The organism is Acaryochloris marina S15, from assembly GCF_018336915.1.
Classification (GTDB): Bacteria; Cyanobacteriota; Cyanobacteriia; order Thermosynechococcales; family Thermosynechococcaceae; genus Acaryochloris; species Acaryochloris marina_A.
In genome coordinates this window covers 1,547,738-1,565,165 of sequence record NZ_CP064923.1, presented here as the reverse complement: position 1 = coordinate 1,565,165, position 17,428 = coordinate 1,547,738, and the positions used below count along the sequence as shown (strand labels likewise).

Annotated in this window: 15 protein-coding genes and 1 tRNA gene; 11 read left to right on the top strand and 5 right to left on the bottom strand. The window is 47.0% G+C overall.

The annotated features are described in order from the left end of the window. Window positions 1-3 precede the first annotated feature (3 nt). The gene (locus I1H34_RS07895) at window positions 4-975 is read right to left on the bottom strand and encodes a sugar phosphate nucleotidyltransferase (protein ID WP_212665117.1); all 972 of its coding nucleotides are present in this window, start codon (window positions 973-975) and stop codon (window positions 4-6) included. Between the two features lie 76 nt (window positions 976-1,051). Beyond that, window positions 1,052-1,315, bottom strand: a complete 264-nt coding sequence (locus I1H34_RS07890; protein WP_212665116.1) for a hypothetical protein — start codon at window positions 1,313-1,315, stop codon at window positions 1,052-1,054. Between the two features lie 25 nt (window positions 1,316-1,340). Here I1H34_RS07890 and I1H34_RS07885 point away from each other — a divergent pair, with 25 nt between their 5' ends. Both I1H34_RS07885 and I1H34_RS07880 read left to right on the top strand, forming a co-directional pair. Then, window positions 1,341-2,591: an LCP family protein gene (locus I1H34_RS07885; protein ID WP_212665115.1), complete on the top strand. Its 1,251-nt coding sequence runs from the start codon at window positions 1,341-1,343 to the stop codon at window positions 2,589-2,591. A gap of 55 nt (window positions 2,592-2,646) precedes the next feature. After that, window positions 2,647-2,718, top strand: a tRNA-Asn gene (locus I1H34_RS07880). 42 nt (window positions 2,719-2,760) lie between these two features. Here I1H34_RS07880 and I1H34_RS07875 read toward each other — a convergent pair. Continuing rightward, entirely contained in the window at window positions 2,761-3,228 is a 468-nt protein-coding gene (locus tag I1H34_RS07875) for a hypothetical protein (RefSeq protein ID WP_212665114.1), read from the bottom strand. Window positions 3,229-3,418: 190 nt separating this feature from the next. Here I1H34_RS07875 and I1H34_RS07870 point away from each other — a divergent pair, with 190 nt between their 5' ends. Further along, the gene (locus tag I1H34_RS07870) at window positions 3,419-5,014 is read left to right on the top strand and encodes a serine/threonine-protein kinase (RefSeq protein WP_212665113.1); all 1,596 of its coding nucleotides are present in this window, start codon (window positions 3,419-3,421) and stop codon (window positions 5,012-5,014) included. 29 nt (window positions 5,015-5,043) lie between these two features. Here I1H34_RS07870 and I1H34_RS07865 read toward each other — a convergent pair whose 3' ends face one another. Both I1H34_RS07865 and I1H34_RS07860 read right to left on the bottom strand, forming a co-directional pair. Further along, entirely contained in the window at window positions 5,044-6,015 is a 972-nt protein-coding gene (locus tag I1H34_RS07865) for a homogentisate phytyltransferase (RefSeq protein WP_212665112.1), read from the bottom strand. Continuing rightward, window positions 6,012-6,854: a methyltransferase domain-containing protein gene (locus I1H34_RS07860; RefSeq protein WP_212665111.1), complete on the bottom strand. Its 843-nt coding sequence runs from the start codon at window positions 6,852-6,854 to the stop codon at window positions 6,012-6,014. Before I1H34_RS07860 ends, I1H34_RS07865 begins: the two co-directional genes overlap by 4 nt. 108 nt (window positions 6,855-6,962) lie before the next feature. Between I1H34_RS07860 and petN the strand changes: the two genes are divergently transcribed. The 8 genes from petN (at window position 6,963) to I1H34_RS07820 (ending at window position 17,290) form a co-directional block, all read left to right on the top strand. Continuing rightward, window positions 6,963-7,052, top strand: a complete 90-nt coding sequence (petN, locus tag I1H34_RS07855; RefSeq protein ID WP_010472049.1) for a cytochrome b6-f complex subunit PetN — start codon at window positions 6,963-6,965, stop codon at window positions 7,050-7,052. Between the two features lie 38 nt (window positions 7,053-7,090). Beyond that, entirely contained in the window at window positions 7,091-7,243 is a 153-nt protein-coding gene (locus I1H34_RS07850) for a hypothetical protein (protein WP_212665110.1), read from the top strand. 4 nt (window positions 7,244-7,247) lie between these two features. Then, window positions 7,248-9,002 (top strand): arginine--tRNA ligase, encoded by a 1,755-nt coding sequence (gene argS / locus I1H34_RS07845; protein WP_212665109.1) that lies wholly within the window; start codon window positions 7,248-7,250, stop codon window positions 9,000-9,002. Window positions 9,003-9,926: 924 nt separating this feature from the next. Next, entirely contained in the window at window positions 9,927-12,311 is a 2,385-nt protein-coding gene (locus I1H34_RS07840; protein WP_212665108.1) for an ATP-binding protein, read from the top strand. After that, a complete protein-coding gene (locus tag I1H34_RS07835; protein WP_212665107.1) occupies window positions 12,304-13,005 on the top strand; it encodes a response regulator transcription factor in 702 nt (233 codons plus the stop codon). Before I1H34_RS07840 ends, I1H34_RS07835 begins: the two co-directional genes overlap by 8 nt. A gap of 167 nt (window positions 13,006-13,172) precedes the next feature. Beyond that, window positions 13,173-15,473: an NACHT domain-containing protein gene (locus tag I1H34_RS07830; RefSeq protein ID WP_212665106.1), complete on the top strand. Its 2,301-nt coding sequence runs from the start codon at window positions 13,173-13,175 to the stop codon at window positions 15,471-15,473. Window positions 15,474-15,678: 205 nt separating this feature from the next. Then, window positions 15,679-15,981 carry a hypothetical protein gene (locus I1H34_RS07825; protein WP_315874872.1) on the top strand — a complete coding sequence of 101 codons (303 nt, stop codon included), beginning with the start codon at window positions 15,679-15,681 and terminating at the stop codon, window positions 15,979-15,981. Then, window positions 15,947-17,290, top strand: a complete 1,344-nt coding sequence (locus I1H34_RS07820) for a DUF6745 domain-containing protein (protein ID WP_249369909.1) — start codon at window positions 15,947-15,949, stop codon at window positions 17,288-17,290. Before I1H34_RS07825 ends, I1H34_RS07820 begins: the two co-directional genes overlap by 35 nt. The last annotated feature ends 138 nt before the right edge of the window (window positions 17,291-17,428 follow it).

The following is a 17,428-nucleotide window of genomic DNA, read 5'->3' as shown; positions in this document are numbered from 1 at the left end:
CACCTATACAGCAACGGTCCCAGGGGGATAGATGCCGGGGGATAACGGTCGATCGACTAGCCCACAGGTTCCTAAAATCACCCCGCTAGAGATATCGGCTTGGGGACCAAGCTTCGCATTTTCACCCACAAAACAGGGTCCAGCCAGTTTGGCTTGGGGATCGATGGTAGCGTTAGCAGCCACCCAAACTTGAGGCTGACGTTCTTGCATGGTTTCGGGTAAGGGAAAAGGCATCCTTCCCTGCAAAATATCTAAGTGAGCCCCATAGAATTTGGCTGGTGTACCCAGGTCCATCCAATAGCCATCCCAGACGAAACCTGAGATTTTCTGTTGGCCTGATAAAAGATTAGGAAAAACCGTGCGTTCAAAACTGAGGGGCTGATCGGCTGGATACTGAGCAAAAATTTCGGGATTGAGGATATAGGTTCCTGCGTTGATCGTATCAATGCCTAATATTGCAGCTTCCTCGGGAGTGGGTTTCTCTCGGAAGGATTGGATAGTGCCTGTGGATGAGTGCTCCCTAGCAGTGATATCTGTCAGTTCGACCAACCCAAATGCTGTGGGATCTGCAACTCTTGCCAAGGCGATAGTGGCTTGAGCTTGGGTCTGTTCATGGGCTTGCATTAAAGCCCGTAAATCCAAGTCGGTGAGAATATCCGCGTTGAATACCACCAACGGTTCGCCCGTATAGTATGGTTCTGCTAGCTTCATCGCGCCCGCTGTGTCTAGGGCTTCTTTCTCAATGACGTAGCGAATCTTAACGCCAAACCTTTGCCCATCCCCAAAATAGTCCTGAATTTGAGTGGCCTGATATCGAATATTCATCAAAATATCGGTTAAACCCACTTCTTTACACCGCTCAACCATCCAACTGAGAAAAGGGCGCTCGAAAAGGGGCAGCATGGGTTTAGGACTACGTAACGTTAGAGGTGATAGCCTTGTTCCCTTTCCACCAGCAATGATTACGGCTTGCATAGTTAATAACCTTAAGTTCTAAGAAGAATTTGGGTAAACTGTCAGTCAATATAACCAATCCCCTTGCCATTCAAACCTAATTGTGTAGAATCGTAGCGTTATGCGCAAAGGGAACCGTCGAAAGCCAAGAACCGTCGCCTTTTGTTAACCCTTCACACAAAATTACCGTGGCCGATAATACCTTTAAGAGTGCCAACGTAAAAAAAGGAGCATTTCCCACGAAACGCCAATCTAAGCATCGAGCTGCAAGTGGACCACGATCTTCTCGCAAACAACAGAGAATAAAAACCCAAAAACCTGCAAGAGCTAGCCGAGTCGGAACGCTATTTAGATGGGTCACCTGGGGGGTTACTTTCTCCTTCGCGATGACTCTCTCTGCTGGCTTGGGTGCAACCCTGGCCTTGGTCACTCCTTTCCGTCTTCTAGGAGACAAAGATGGTCCCGTTTCGTTGCCGGAACTGCTTCAGGGCGGCTTGCGTTATGGTGTTTCGCGTCCCGTCAATATTATTGTCTTGGGAGTGGATCTCAATTTAGAAGAACCTGAAGAAGGCGAAGAGCAGGATCCGTTTAAAAGCCGTAGCGACACCATGCTGTTGGTTCGACTAAATCCAGGAAATGATCGAGTCAGCATTTTATCGATTCCCCGTGATACTCGTGTCCCCATTCCTGATGTTGGCATTACCAAAATCAATTCTGCCAATTGGTGGGGTGGACCCGACTTGGTCACCGAAGTCGTTAGTTCAACCTTAAACGATGTCCAAATTGATCGTTATGTCCGAGTGAGTACAGGTGCTTTTCGGGAACTCGTAGACGTCGTGGATGGGGTTGAGGTCTATGTCCCATTTGCCATGCAGTACGAGGATAAAACCCAGAAGTTGAAGATTGATTTGGAACCGGGTCTGCAAAAACTCGATGGCGTTGAAGCAGAGGGGTTTGTGCGGTTCCGCAATAACAACTTGGGGGATATTGGCCGTGCCCAGCGGCAACAGATTTTGCTGAAGGCCTTGCAGAAGAAAATGGCAAATCCTGCCATGCTGACGCGTCTTCCTCAAATTTTGTCAGTTCTGCAAAAACATATTGACTCTAATTTAAGTGTGGGCGAAATGCTGGCCTTGATGCAGTTTGGTCTGCAAGTGAATTCCGACAAACTGCAAATGGTGTTGCTGCCGGGCCGTTTTAGTGGTCCTGAAGAGTATGAGTTTAGTTTTTGGCTAATGGACCTAGCCGGAATGGATAGGGTAATGCAAACCTATTTTGAAGTTTCTCCGCCAGATGGGTATGAGATTGCAGCTAGGGATCCTGAACAATTTAAAGACATCAAAATTGTGGTCCAAAATGCAACAGATGATCCGGATGGGGATTTTACGATGGTGAAGTACTTGCAGGAGCAGGGATTTTACAATATCCATTACGCCGATAATGATTGGCCTCAATCCATTGCCAAGACCCAGATTATCCCCCAGTGGGGAGATCTTGAATCTGCTGAATATCTACAGGCATTGCTAGCAGACAGTCAACTTCTAGCAAATTCTACCGGCGACTTGGGCTCGGATTTAACAATTCGGGTGGGCCAAGACTGGTTACGCAACCGGCCATCTAGCTCTTCAGACTCTTAATCTGAAAATTAACCTTGCCAAAGTTATCCGTTTATCGCTAGTATGAGATTCGCTATCCTCAGTAGCTCAGTGGTAGAGCGGTCGACTGTTAATCGATTGGTCGTAGGTTCGAATCCTACCTGGGGAGTTTTCTTAACCTAATCCTTTCCCTAAACTGCTTAGTCCTCGCCTAGGAAATGGTAGATAAGCATCCAACTTCTAGAAAGTCTCGGATTCGTTCCGCCAGACTATGCTGAGCAACTCTGTCTGTGGTTGCAAACTGGGTAAGGGTGGAGCGGTGACCTGATACAAAGTTCAGCTTGACTTGATAAAAATTTGTGCCCAACCAAGCTTTTTCTTCGACATGAATGGTTTCAATTTGGGTCATGCAATGTCGTTGGATTTGAGAGCTGAACCAGCGGCGTTTTTCCAAGACCACTACATTTCCCGATTTATCGAAGGTGCAGATCTCTAGTGGGCTCAATGTGCTGATCAGGGCTGCGATCGCAATGCAGAAACAGCCAAATAGATCAAAGGGAAATTCAAATATGATGAAAATCATGAAGCCTAATAGAGCAGTAGCTCCCCCAAAGAGTCGAATTCCAAGTAGCCGTTCTTGCAGGACTAGCAAGGCAGGGGTATGCTCTATAACTTTCATGGGTAGGAAAAACCTTTCAGCATCAAAAACTATCTATTCCTAGTGTTGACAACTATCGCTATTATCTTGACCTTGTTCATCGAATTAATAGGGCATGCTCCCACAAGGAACAAAAGCGGGCAGAATGACTATAGGAGAGTTTGCACCTTCTACAAGCACACCTGATTCACAATCATCTGAGAGACGCTGAATGAGCTATTGCTTAAATCCAGCTTGTACGAATCCCAGTAACGCACCACGGCAAATGGTTTGTCAGGCTTGTGGTAATAACTTGGTATTGCGTGATCGTTATCGTTCGACTCGAATTTTGGGTCGAGGAGGGTTTGCAACAACATTTCTGGCTGAAGACGAAGGGTTACCCGGAAAGCCGACCTGCGTGATTAAGCAGCTGCGTCCAGTCGTCACTGCTCCCCATATTTTAGAAATGTCCCGAGAACTGTTTCAGCGAGAAGCTGAAACCCTGGGTAAAATCGGTAATCACCCTCAACTTCCGAGACTATTGGACTATTTCGAACTGGGCCAAGAATTTTTTCTGGTTCAGGAGTATGTTCAGGGGGCAACACTGCAGCAAGAGGTTCGTCGATCTGGGCCTTTTGACGAAGATATGGTTTATAAGGTGCTGGCAGAAGTCTTACCCTTGATGGATCATTTGCACAGTGTAGAAGTGATTCATCGCGATCTTAAACCTGCCAACATCATTCGACGGGAAATTGATGACAAGCTGGTTGTGATTGACTTTGGTGCGGTCAAAGACCAAGTGAGCCAAACGGCAATTGCCAACCCTGACGAAAACAGTACGCTCACCTCTTTTGCTGTAGGAACCCCTGGTTTTGCCCCACCGGAACAGATGGCCATGCGCCCTGTCTATGCCAGTGATGTGTATAGCCTGGGTGTGACTTGTATTTACTTGTTAACCGGTAAATCTCCCAAAGACTTAAGCTATAACCCTGTATCGGGAGAATTGAGTTGGCGGGAGCATGTTCAGATTGGTCCTGAACTACAAGAGATCCTGGGCAAGATGTTGGAGGTCTCGCTGCGTGATCGCTATCGGTCAGCAAAAGAAGTACTCCAAGCCCTAGCGAAGAATGCCCAGGGATCTTCGGCTGGCACAGTGTCTCAGCCCCCGCTCCGTTCTTCATCATCATCACGATCCTATTCCCCCACAAGACCGCGTTCCAACTCACCTTCCTCTCGGGCAGCCTCTGGAATTCGACGGTATAACTCTCGCGCCCAATCTCCCCTTTCAGGTGCTCTATCCAAAGTTTCGGGGCAACTGTCGACGCCTCGCTCAAGCTATACAGGTTTGGACTCTTCTTCTAGCCTGAGTTCAAGAGGTCCAAAGAAAGCACGCTTAACGCCGAATGCAGTCCAACATGCCTATGGCCGGGGCCAGCGAGACTTTAGCGGACAAGATTTACGCAATTTGAATCTTCGTAAGTTTCAACTGCCCAGTGCCAACTTCCATGAAGGCAAGTTCCAAAATACGGATTTGCGAGATGCCATTCTGATCAATGCGAATTTTGGTCGGGCCAACTTTACTGGGGCCAACTTACGCAACGCTAATTTAATGCAGGCCTATATGAGCCATGCTGATTTGGCGAATGCGGATCTGCGAGGGGCTAATTTGAGCGACGCCTATCTCAGCCATGCCAACCTACGGGGGGCTAATCTCTGTGGAGCAGATTTGTCGGGTGCCAAGCTGACGGATTCTCAATTATCTTTTGCACAAACCAACTGGCTGACCGTTTTCCCTAACGGCAAGCGAGGCAAGAAAGGGCGCTGCTAGATTCTTATAGGCTGCAGGATCTGAGGTAATTATTGCCACAGACAAGCAAAAGGGAATATCACATATTCCAGAAAAAAGAGTTTCCAGATCCATTGGTAGAACTGGGTTACTTGCTGGTGATGCTTGAGGTTGACTCGCTGGCTGCGGTACCAAAACAGAAAGAGAATACCCAGGTGGGTGGATAGCAATAAGCCTTGATGAGTCTCGGGTAATCCCCAGATGGCCATTCCGGCTATCCCTAGGTAGGCCATACTGAGAACCCAGCAAGACAGTCTAAAGACTGATTCGCTACCGAGTCGCACAGTTAAGGTGTGAATGTCAAACTTCAAGTCCCCTTCTTGATCAGGGATGTCTTTGAAGATTGCGATGGCAAAGGCAAACAGAATCACAAACCCTGTCAATACCCACACTTTTAATGGAATTTCCCCGCTCCCTCCTAGCAAATGGCGAAAGTGGAGAAAGAAGCCGACATTAACCACTCCCCCCCGAACACCAAAAATGCAGAGGGCAGCCCAAAAAGGAAATCGTTTGAGACGAATGGGGGGAATGGAATAGACCGTGCCCATGAGCATACTGAGTCCAACCGTCCAGAGTAATCGATAGCCTTGTATCGAGGAGAAGCCTAGGGCTAACAGTCCAGCACTCGCTACAATCCATCGACCTTGGTGCGGGGAAAATTCGCCGGAGGCTAAAGGTAACTGAGGTTTATTGATTCGATCAATATCGATATCGGTGAGCTGATTGAGGCCCACGATATAGACATTAGCACCCAAACTCGGCACGAGGGCAGCACCGAGCCAAAGTAAGAACTGTGGGTAAAATACTGTTGCTGGAACAGGGAGATCAGTCAATAAAGCACTGCCCTGATATTGGGTGGACAGAGCAATCAAAGCTAAGCCGATCACACTGAGGCTGGTACCGATAATGGTATGGGGGCGCGAGAACTTCCATAAGGCCTGCAGCCACCGTTTGATGGGGCTGGCGTCAACGCTGGAAGTCACGTTTTCGTTCCCTTCAATAGTCCGTAGCGAATCAGACCTTGCCGATATCCTCGCGACATAAAGCTGAGGGCCAGAGCCCCTTGCAAGGTTTGCAGTCCCGCTTTGAGGATGCCGATCAGGACTTGCAGATCTAATGCAGACGTAATCACCTCATTCCAGAAAGGGGCAACGGCGGTGGACCAGTCTGCGGTTTGTAGACCTGATAAGGGCAGAGTCTGAGCGATGTCAGCATAGCCGGGCAAGGAAATGACGTAGGGCAGATAATAGACGCGATAAATATCGTCGAGCAGCCGCTGTTCGCTCCAGCTTAACGCTGGTGGGGTGGGGCGATGGCACCAAGTGGCGACTAATAGGATTCCCCCTGGTTTGAGTACTCGACAGCATTCCTGCAAGAATTGAGTCTTATCGGGCATATGTTCGCCACTTTCTAAGGACCAAACTAGATCAAAGGACGCTTCAGGAAAGGGCATTTGTTGGGCATCGGCCACTCTAAATTCTGATTGGGAAGATAACCCGGCTTCTCTAGCGCGGGCTTGAGCCCGATCGGCCTGGACAGGGCTGAGGGTAATTCCAGTGACGTTGGCATTATATTTTTGGGCCAAGTACAGGGAGCTGCCACCAATGCCACAGCCCACATCCAAAATCTGCTGAGGCTGTTGAACCTGTCCCCAGGCAAGTAATTCTTCGATCAGATCAATTTGGGCTTGGCGGCGAGGTTTGGCTTGCTTGCCGGTCGGGCCGTAGTAGCCATGGTGCATATGTTCGCCCCAAACCTGCTCCCACAAACCTGAAGAGGTGTCATAGAACTGCTGAATTTGTTGGGAGAGAGTTGCGGGCATGGTTGGGGGATGAAAACTTTAAGTTCTGGTGAGATACAGATGCTTGCCGTGGTGGCGGGGTTTCAGGATAGAATAGCTAAACGTCGTCATTGGTTCACAAACAGCATAATGGATATCTTGACCTTGGGTTGGGTTTCAGTTCTTACTCTCTTCACTTACTCCATTGCCATGGTGGTATGGGGTCGCCACGGCATGTAATTTGCCTTTGTTAATCCATTCGTAATTAGCTAAATATTGTGGACTTCTCAATTACCAATACCTTGGCCTTGGTGGCTTTAGGTGTGTTAGTGATCGTTTCTGGTGGCATTGTTTATCTGACTGTCTCAGAGTGGCGTGATCGCAGACGACGCGAGCGCGAACAGCGTGCCGCTAGGAAAAAACGCAGTTAAGCTCATGAAGTCCATCCTAAAAACCTTAGAGACTCGATTCGATCGAGCGTTAGACGCTGCCTTTGGATCTGAGTTGGTCATTTCTGTTCCGGTTGTTGGTGTGGCCAGCAATCCCAAGTTTGGTGACTATCAATCTAATGTCTCTTTAGCCTTGGCAAAGCCCTTGGGGCAATCCCCCCGTGGGATCGCAGATCAGATTCTGCAGAAACTGGAGGTAGATGATCTGTGCGAAATCCCCACCATTGCTGGACCAGGCTTTATCAACTTAACCCTCAAGCCCACTTTTTTGGCTGAGCAACTTCAGCAGATCCAGGCCGATCCTCGTCTAGGAATCGAGCCTATTGCTGATCCGCAACGAGTGGTGGTTGATTTCTCCAGTCCCAATATCGCCAAAGAAATGCATGTGGGCCATTTGCGGTCTACGATCATCGGCGACTGTATTGCCCGAATTCTCGAATTTCAGGGTAATGATGTTCTGCGGCTTAACCATGTCGGGGATTGGGGTACGCAGTTTGGCATGTTGATTACTTACCTATCTGAGGTTCATCCTGCAGCGTTAACGACATCGGATGCTCTAGATTTAGGCGATTTAGTTGCTTTTTATAAAAAATCTAAGCATCGCTTTGATGAGGATGAAAAATTTCAGGTGCAGTCCCGGCAGGCAGTCGTAAAATTACAGCAGGGAGATCCTGAGGCGAAACAAGCATGGCAGCTCCTTTGTGATCAATCTCGCCGCGAATTTGAGAAGATTTACCGAGATCTGGATATTGAGCTAGAGGAGCGAGGGGAGTCTTTTTATAATCCCTTCTTAGCTGAAGTACTAACAGATTTGGCTACAGCAGGTCTGCTGGAAACTGATCAAGGGGCAAAATGCGTTTTTCTAGAAGGATTTACCAATAAACAAGGTGATCCTCAACCGCTGATCGTGCAAAAGTCTGATGGTGGGTTTAACTATGCCACTACGGATTTAGCCGCTTTGCGACACCGAATTACCGCTGAGTCAGCTACACGAATTATTTATGTAACCGGTGCAGAGCAGATTAATCACTTTGCTCAGGTGTTTCAAGTTGCAACTCGGACAGGATGGATTCCTGATACTGTCCAGGTAGTCCATTTACCCTTTGGTATGGTCCAGGGCGAAGATGGCAAAAAGCTAAAAACTCGCTCGGGTGAAACGATTCGTTTACGAGGCCTGTTGGATGAGGCTATTAACCGTGCCCAGCTTGATGTTGAGTCAAGATTGGCTGAGGACGAACGAACTGAAGCCCCAGATTTTATTGCCAATGTTGCCCAAGTCATTGGACTTGGAGCCGTAAAATATGCGGATCTGAGTCAGAATCGCACCAGCAATTATGTATTTAGCTATGACAAAATGTTGGCGCTGCAGGGTAATACTGCTCCCTATATGATCTACGCCTATGTTCGGGTACAGGGCATAAGCCGCAAAGGAAATATTGATTTTTCCCAATTAGGTGATGTTTCGTTGACCTTAGGAGAGCCTTCAGAGTTGGCATTGGTCAAGCATCTGTTGCAAATGCAGGATGTCATCGCCGAAGTTGCTGCTGATCTTATGCCGAATCGACTTTGCCAGTATCTGTTTGAGCTGAGCCAGAAGTTTAATCAATTTTATGATCAGTGCCCCGTTCTCAAGGCTGAAGAACCTGCTCGGACGTCCCGGCTGGTGATTTCTGATCTGACTGCCCGTACCCTGAAACTGGGGCTATCCCTACTGGGGATTGAAGTGCTAGAGCGGATGTAAAGTCACACCTAAGTTCTACAAGATGGACAGGATTGGGGATGCGATCGCAAACCTCAATCCGTCACACTAAATGAATATCTGTTTGTGGGAAGTGTATCTTACACCATCCAGTAAATTGAGTTCCTTGAATCTATCGCTTCAGGAAGGCTAGAGATTGATCGCTCATATCTGTGCTGATGGCAACTTATGATTGATGACGGATCTCTAGTAGAGGAATCCACATTTCCATTCTTACATCCATCTTTTTTTTGCATAAAAATCAAATATAAACTCCATATATTGACTTTTTCTTTTAAGATCGTAAATGTATAAGTTTTTGTGTTTTTATTTTGTTGGCGATGAATATACTGACTAGACTCTGACATCAGCTAGTGAAAAATTCTTTGTGGCTAGTCTAAATAGACAATGTTTTCTTGTTCAAGAGTTAAATACTTTGCTCTATGATTTATTTCTAGCATTGATTCGAGTAGATTTTTGACTATTTCTCTTATTAACTAATAAATTATTTTGTGAAATATATCTTTTAAGATAACCCATCTTTTTCTAATGCTGACAATTTGAGCCTTGCCTTCCTTAACAATAAATTCCAACCGAAAAGATATACATAGTATAGATTTAAAGAATAATTCTTGTGACACCCAGAAACTTACAAGACTGATTTTAATCTAGATTTAGCAGTTTTTTATTTAAGTTGCCTATATTTTATGGCAGTCTAAATTTGCAGCAAATATATAATTTTCGATTCTAAATATACAATGATTTTTATTGGCTCATACCTAAAAAAATAAATAGTATTATTTAAAATATAGAAAATTTTTTCTGAATTAAATTATATGAATTACAGGAATAATTTTCCTGGGGTTTACTTCGTCTGGGTGATGGGCATATTAGAAATGAGAGTGCGTTCAACGTGAATTTAATTCAATGGTTTTGACAAGTTCTTCTACAAAGGTTCAGCACTTTTTAGTGGTTGAAGATGAACAGGGAAAGCGAACGATTCCCTTAATGGATTCAACTTGTTCGATCGGTCGAGATCTTAGTAATTCCATTGCCATTCATTCCCCATCGGCCTCTCGGCAACATGCCCTGCTGATGCGGGTGACTATGCCAGATACAGACAGCCATATGTTTCGCTTGATTGATGGCAATCTCCAGGGCAAACGCAGCAAGAATGGTCTGAGTGTAAATGGACAAGCCTGTACGTCCCATGATTTGAAGCATGGGGATGAAGTCATTTTTGGCCATGATGTGCGGGCCAGATATTACATGACCAATAACATTGCAGATGTCCACTATTTAGAATCTTGCTCCTCTGAAGACGTGACAGGCTTTCTGTCCAATCTTCATAATCCGATGCAAACGCTGACGACAGCGGATGAGATGCTAACTAGTTCCAACGAAGCAGCCATTGTCCGTTTAGCATCTTTTCCTGAACTCTTCTCAAACCCCATTATTGAGATCAATCTGACGGGCCGAATCACCTACTTGAATCCGGCTGCTCAGGCCCAATTCCCTAATCTACGAGAGGAACAAGCTGAGCACCCCATATTGACAGGGCTGGTTGCCTTGATTTGCAATGACAACGAAAAATTTTTCGTGCGGGAAGTCATCATTGGCGATCAAGTCTTTGAACAATCGGTTCACTTCATTGCGGAAAGCGATTTAATTCGGAGCTATATCGTTGACATTACAGAGCGGAAACGCACTGAAGCAGCCCTTCAGGATAGTGAGCGGCGGTTCCGAGCCATTTTTAATCAAACCTTTCAGTTCTCTGGACTGCTCAAGCCCGATGGCACCTTGCTAGAAGCGAATCAAACGGCCTTAGATTTTGGTGGTCTTCAATTGGAAGACGTGATTAAACGTCCAGTGTGGCTAGCTCGATGGTGGACAACCACCACAGACACCCAACGAAGACTGAAAGCAGCGGTCTTGGAAGCTGCTCGGGGCCAATTTATCCGTTATGAAGTGGAGGTATTAGGGGCAAGAGATATTGTTGCCACCATTGACTTTTCCTTGAAGCCTGTTCGTGATGAACTTGGTGAGGTCGTATTACTTATTTTTGAAGGTCGTGATATTAGCGATCGTAAACAGGTGGAAGCAGCTTTACAGCAAGCGCATAGCGAATTGGAGGTACGCGTGCATCAGCGAACTGCAGAACTCAAACAAAGCAATGAACAATTGCGCAGCGAAATTGTTGAACGCGAACGGGCCGAAGCAGCTTTGCAATCTAGTGTGGCGACCAATCGGGCCTTGATTAATGCGATGCCCGACTGGATGTTCCGATTTAGTGCAGACGGCATTTTTGTCAACTATAAGGATTCTCCTAACACAACCCTGCCTCTACCGACGGAAGAATTCTTAGGGAAACCTCTGGACCAGGTTTTCCCTCAAGAGACAGCAACGTCCTTTATGGACTGCATCAAAAATGCCTTAGAGAGTCACGAGATGCAGCTGTTTGAATATCAGCTCGACCATGATGCCAATCCTCTTATGTTTGAGGCTCGGATTGCGGTGAGTGCTGAGAATGAAGTGATGGCCGTCATTCGTGACATCACTGAGCGAAAACTCTATGAGGAAGATATTCGCACTGCCCTCAACAAAGAGCGAGAACTCAACGAACTGAAATCTCGATTTGTGGCCATGACATCCCATGAATTTAGAACGCCCTTAGCAACGATTCTGTCCTCTGCAGAATTGCTAGAGCACTACGGCCATAAATGGGATGACACTCGTAAGCTCAAGCATTTGCATCAAATCCAGCAGTCTGTTGACCATATGACGGGCTTGCTAAATGATGTGCTCTTGCTGGGGAAAGCAGAATCTGGCAACCTGGCCTTTAAGCCGATTCCAATGCCGCTCACGGAGTTTTGTACGGGGCTGTCGGAGGAGCTGCAAATTACCACCAATACCCATGAGATTGTTTGCAGTTTTCAAGATCAACCGGCAGAGACTCGAATGGATGAGAAATTGCTGCGGCATATTTTCACCAATTTACTTTCCAATGCGATCAAATACTCTCCTCAGGGGGGAACAGTAGATTTTGATTTGGTATTTGAAAATGATTACGCCATTTTCAAGGTTCAAGATCATGGCTTAGGTATTCCGCAATCGGAATGCGATCGCGTTTTTAATTCCTTTAATCGAGCCAGCAATGTTGGCAATATTTCGGGGACAGGATTAGGTTTGGCCATCGTCAAACGTTCCGTTGACTTGCATGGGGGCGAAATCTCGCTCACCAGTCAAGAAAAGGTAGGCACAACCTTTACTGTGCGACTTCCAATTAACCAAAGGGTAGAGCAAGATGGCTAAGATCTTAGTAATCGAAGACGAAGAGTTGGTGAGAGCCAATATCGCTGAGCTTCTGGATGCTGAAGAGCATGACGTAGTAACTGCCGAAAATGGTTTTTTAGGGGCACTTTGGGCTCAGGAGCATCTACCGGAACTGATCATTTGTGATGTGATGATGCCGGAACTCAACGGCTATGAAGTGCTAGAAACCCTGAGTGAAAACTCAGATACAGCCATGATTCCCTTTATTTTCTTGACGGCAATGGCCGATAAGACAGAGATTCGCCAAGGGATGACCTCTGGCGCAGATGATTATCTTACGAAGCCCTTTTCCAGAGCTGAACTATTGGAAGCAGTCAATACACGTTTGGCTAAGCGAGAAATCGTTCAAAGTAAATATAAGCGTGAACGGGAACGGGCAGAAGATTTACAGGAAAGAATTTCTAAGATCCAGGAGAATACGGAAGGCAAAGATAATGTGATTGAGCAATTGCAACAAGACTTAGAAAAGTCTATCCCTAAGCTTAATCTTGCGATTCAGATGCTTTCAAAATTAGAACCTGGCGCTCGCCGAGATTGTTGTCTACAAATTCTCAAAGAAGCCTGTAACGATGAAATCTCGCTGTTAAATCAAATTCCTGATGTTGAGAATGTATTGACACCGGAGGGGTCAGCCCTTTATCAAGAGTTGGAAGTGGTCGAGTCGACGATTTAACTGAATCCCGTGTTGCGTTTGCATCACGGAAGATGCGTTCAGTTAACAGTGTTGGCGAAAATATTAGACATTTTCATCTGAACTGTGGGTAATTAGAATTCAGTGTGTCTCCTCAGCCCACTCTCGTGGGCATTGTTGTAATAGATAAAAAATAGGCAGAGATATCGATGGCAAAGCGATCGCTCAATGCCTCGGAACGGGGTCAAGTTATAGCAAAACAAGCGTTTCAGCGAACAGGCTGGACTCAAGCCTATTTGGCTGAGCAAGTTGGCTTGGAAACCCGACAGTCTGTCTGGAAGTTTTTCACTGGCCGCCCGATTGAACGGCATATCTTTATTGATCTGTGCTTTCAGCTCGATTTGGAGTGGCAAGAAATCGCGATTTTGCCTCAGTTCCCGATTCCCAATGCGACGGTCTCGGAAGAACAGACGGATTTAGAAGCGGATACCTGGGTACAGAAAGTGCGATCGCAACTGCGAGGCCAAATCCAAGCCCAGTGTGGTGCATTACAATCCTCTCTGGATATCACCCAGCCCGTCCAACTGAACCAAGTCTATACGGGGGTCAACTTCCTTTCTAATCTCAGCCATCAACAATGGCTAGAAGTGTCTGACCTCCAGCAACGGCAATCCTCCAGTAATGAAGAAGAGGTTCCCCTTTACGGCTCTACCCTGACTAGCATCGATATCCTGCAAAACCAGGACAAGGTAGTGATTCTAGGTAAACCAGGGGCTGGAAAAACCACATTTCTGCGCCATATGGCTTTGGAATGTAATGAAGGTCGCTATAAACCTGAATGTATTCCTGTTTTTCTGTCTTTGCGAACCTTTGCGACCCAAACGCAAGATGCCACAGATAGCAGTTTATTGACTTATCTACACCAACTCTGGCAGCGGTGTGGTCTAGATATTAAGCAAGTCAAGGGCTTATTAGACCGAGGACGAGTGCTTTTACTCTTGGATGGCTTGGATGAAGTCCCGGCTTCCCTCAACCAAAGTATCTTGACCCAAATCCAGCAGTTTTCGGAAGAGTATTACCAAAATCAAATCTTAATTACCTGCCGGATCGAGGCTCAGCATTACCATTTTCAAGGCTTTAACTATATTGAATTGGCAGACTTTCAAAAAAGTCAGGTGGAAGTGTTTGCCCGTCGCTATTTTGTGGCCACAGCCCGCAACTCCAAAACCGGAGGATTAACCCAGGCCGCCCAATTTCTAGAGCAGCTGCGCCAGCCCGAAAATCAGGCCCTCCAGAATTTAACGGCTTCACCGCTGCTGTTGGGGTTGATTTGTTCCATCTTTCAACAGCGCATGGCTTTTCCGACCAAGCGCGCCAAACTCTATCAGGCCGGTTTAGAAATCCTCCTCGAACGATGGGATCAAGCTCGGGGCATTAAGCGGGAAGCGGATGAATTTTCCCTATCCAAACCTGAAACGATTACATTACTCTGTCAGATTGCCGCCACGACGTTTGCCGAGGGTAATTATTACTTTGAGCAACGCCAAGTCCTCAACCTGATTGCCGACTATCTCCAATCCATTGCCCCAGAGCCCCAAGATTTTGAGACCCTTTGGTCTCGCAGTGCAGCCATTCTCAAGAGTATTGAGCTGCAGTCGGGCCTTTTAGTTCAGCGGGCCAAGGAAGTTTATTCCTTTTCTCATCTCACCTTTCAGGAATATTTAACGGCTCGGAAAATTATTGCCACTCCTGAAACAATCGATGAATCTCTGAGTCAGCTCGCGACTCAGATCACCGATTCTCGGTGGCGAGAAGTGATTTTACTGACGGCGAGCTTGCTGCCGAATGCCAACACGTTTGTCCAGCAGTTGCTAGCAACTGTCAATGACATACCCAGTTCTCAGCCTGAAGTACAAAACTTTTTGGGGGCTGTGCAAACGAAAGTCAGTACACTGCAGGCAACAGATCAACCCTTACCGATTACGGCCTTTTATATCAGCCTTATCCTGCGAGATGATCCAGGTTTGGCTAATTGTATCGCCCCGAACTTCACCCAAAATTTACCGACTGATCTAGCCATTGACTATGCCTTGTTCTTAACGGTTAGGGCTATGCAGCGTCAAGGAACACAGGATCTACCCGCGTTTACCTTTCTGCCCACTTTCTTAGCGATTGATGAAAGTATTTGTGCTGATCCACAACTATGGCAATCGCTGCAAGATCTGAAAGACCAGCTACCGGAAGAATCAGCGGATGCAGAAACCTTACAGGCTTGGTACCAACAGCAGGGACAGCAATGGCAAGCAGCCCTGCAGGCTGTGATGGTGAAATATCGTGGGTTCCAACCTCAATGGTTTAGTGACCTAAATACCCAAGGAAAACTCAAAGACTATTTTGGGATGTTACAAACCCTAGTGGAGTGTTTGTATGGGGACTGCTATGTTTCTCCTCTAGTGCGTGCAGAACTAGAAGCTCAGCTTTTTGGTTTTAATAAAGTGTTGACCGCTTAACTCTGGGAAAAAGGCACATCGCCAACTGCCCCCAAACCACTATTTCCCCAGCAGGCATCCGTTCTATGATGGATGCCAATTTTCGATTTGAGAGAATAATGTCAAAGCCTAGGAATTTCTCGACCTCCATTATAGAGAAGGGGGGCTGGGAAGATGTCTTAAATGCATGTGCCACAATGGAGGAGACATTAGAGAGATGACAAAGATGCAACCCATTCGTCAAGGTGATGTAATCCTCAGACCTTTGTCCAAAACGACGCCCAGCTTAGGTCGTCAACTTTCTCATTTAACGTTGGCGGAAGGTGAAGTGACGGGGCATAGCCATCGTATTAGTGAAGGACAAGCCGAGCTGTACGAAAAGGACGGCACCCTTTACTTACGGGTTCTTTCTCCCGAAGCCACCCTAATCCACGAAGAACACAATGCCCTCGCCATTCCTCAGGGAACTTGGCAGGTTCGTATTCAACGGGAATATGAGCCAGAAGGTTGGCATTATGTGGCCGATTGAGACCTTAACGCCAGTTCAAGATGCGCAAATTGAGGAGTTCTTCCAGCGTTGGCTAGCAGTTACTTGCAATACAACCCCTATTGAAGCCCAACAAGTAACGCAAACCATCCAGCGAAGTTACGCTCTGATGGGGAAGCAACAACCTGAAATTCTATGTTTTTCAGGTCCTTTAGAGGCCCAAGCTTACCTACAAGAGCGCCGGATCGATCAACTGCTCAACCAGTGGGGGGTACCTTTGTTGACCCTGCCTTTAGCCCGGCAGCTTAGTCATCAAATTCGGTCTCAGCTCAGGGTGGAATTGCTGTTAGAGATGAGTGAGCGATTAAAGGTTGCCGAATTAGCGACCCTATCTCACAATTTGAACCTGATTACTTGGACTCCCTTGGCCGAGCTGTTTGCTTGGAACACTCAGAATGTAGAAGAAGACACTGTCCCTTGGGGAGAGTGGTCACCCAGTCTTTGGGACCAGCTGTGGCAACAGCAACAAACGGAATGGCGGCAGGTGATTCAAAGCCAGCCTGGAGGAGACTTGTTGGTACAGGTGGGAGAAACCCTGTGGCAATGGGGAGAGCCTGTGGGGCAAGCCTTAGAAGATGCCTTGATCCACCCGCTTCGTCAACAGCCAGAGGTGCAGGCCTGGGAACAGGGGATGCAACAAATGCTGACAACTATGGGGCTAGTGGGTATTGGCTGGCAAGCCTTGACCCAAACCTCTGAAGTCTTACATCCTGCTCTTTTAGACTATTGCATTGAGGTCTTAGACTGCGATCATGATCTAGAAGCGTGGACCCAGTTGCGATCCCTATCGACCCATTGCGGTTTAATCCTTCCCTTTGAGCAAACTTGTGTGGTGTTTGATCGGCCCTTAAAGTGCCATGCAGACCCAGAAGGACGCTTTCACTACGAAGGAGGGGAAGCCCTCCAGTTTGCAGATGGCTATCGCAGCTATCAATTTCATGGGGTTCAAATTCCTGAGCGATACGGAACTGTCCATCCCCATATCTGGAAGGCAGATTGGCTAATCCATGAACAGAATGCCGAACTGCGGCGGGTGTTGATTCAGGGCATTGGCTATGACCGCCTGTGTCAGGAACTGCAGGCCGAAGCCCTCAATACGTGGCGAGAATATACCCTGTTGCGCATTGCCCCCGCGATTGATGTGGAACCGATTTATTTATTGAAAATGACCTGCCCCAGTACCGGCTATATTCACGCCACTCGGGTACCCCCTAGTATTCAGTCGGCCCGAGAAGCCATTCGCTGGGTGAATTGGGATACGGATCCAGAAGAGTTTGCCCAAGAATCCTAGATTGATCGGTTAAAAAGCAAGACTAGAGCGTGACGGTGGGAAACCTAGGGGGATGATTTCTGCATCTGGCCCCTGACGGGCTATGTCCTGGAAGGATGGACTTGCTGTTGGGATAAAGGTGACATAGAATTAGTACAT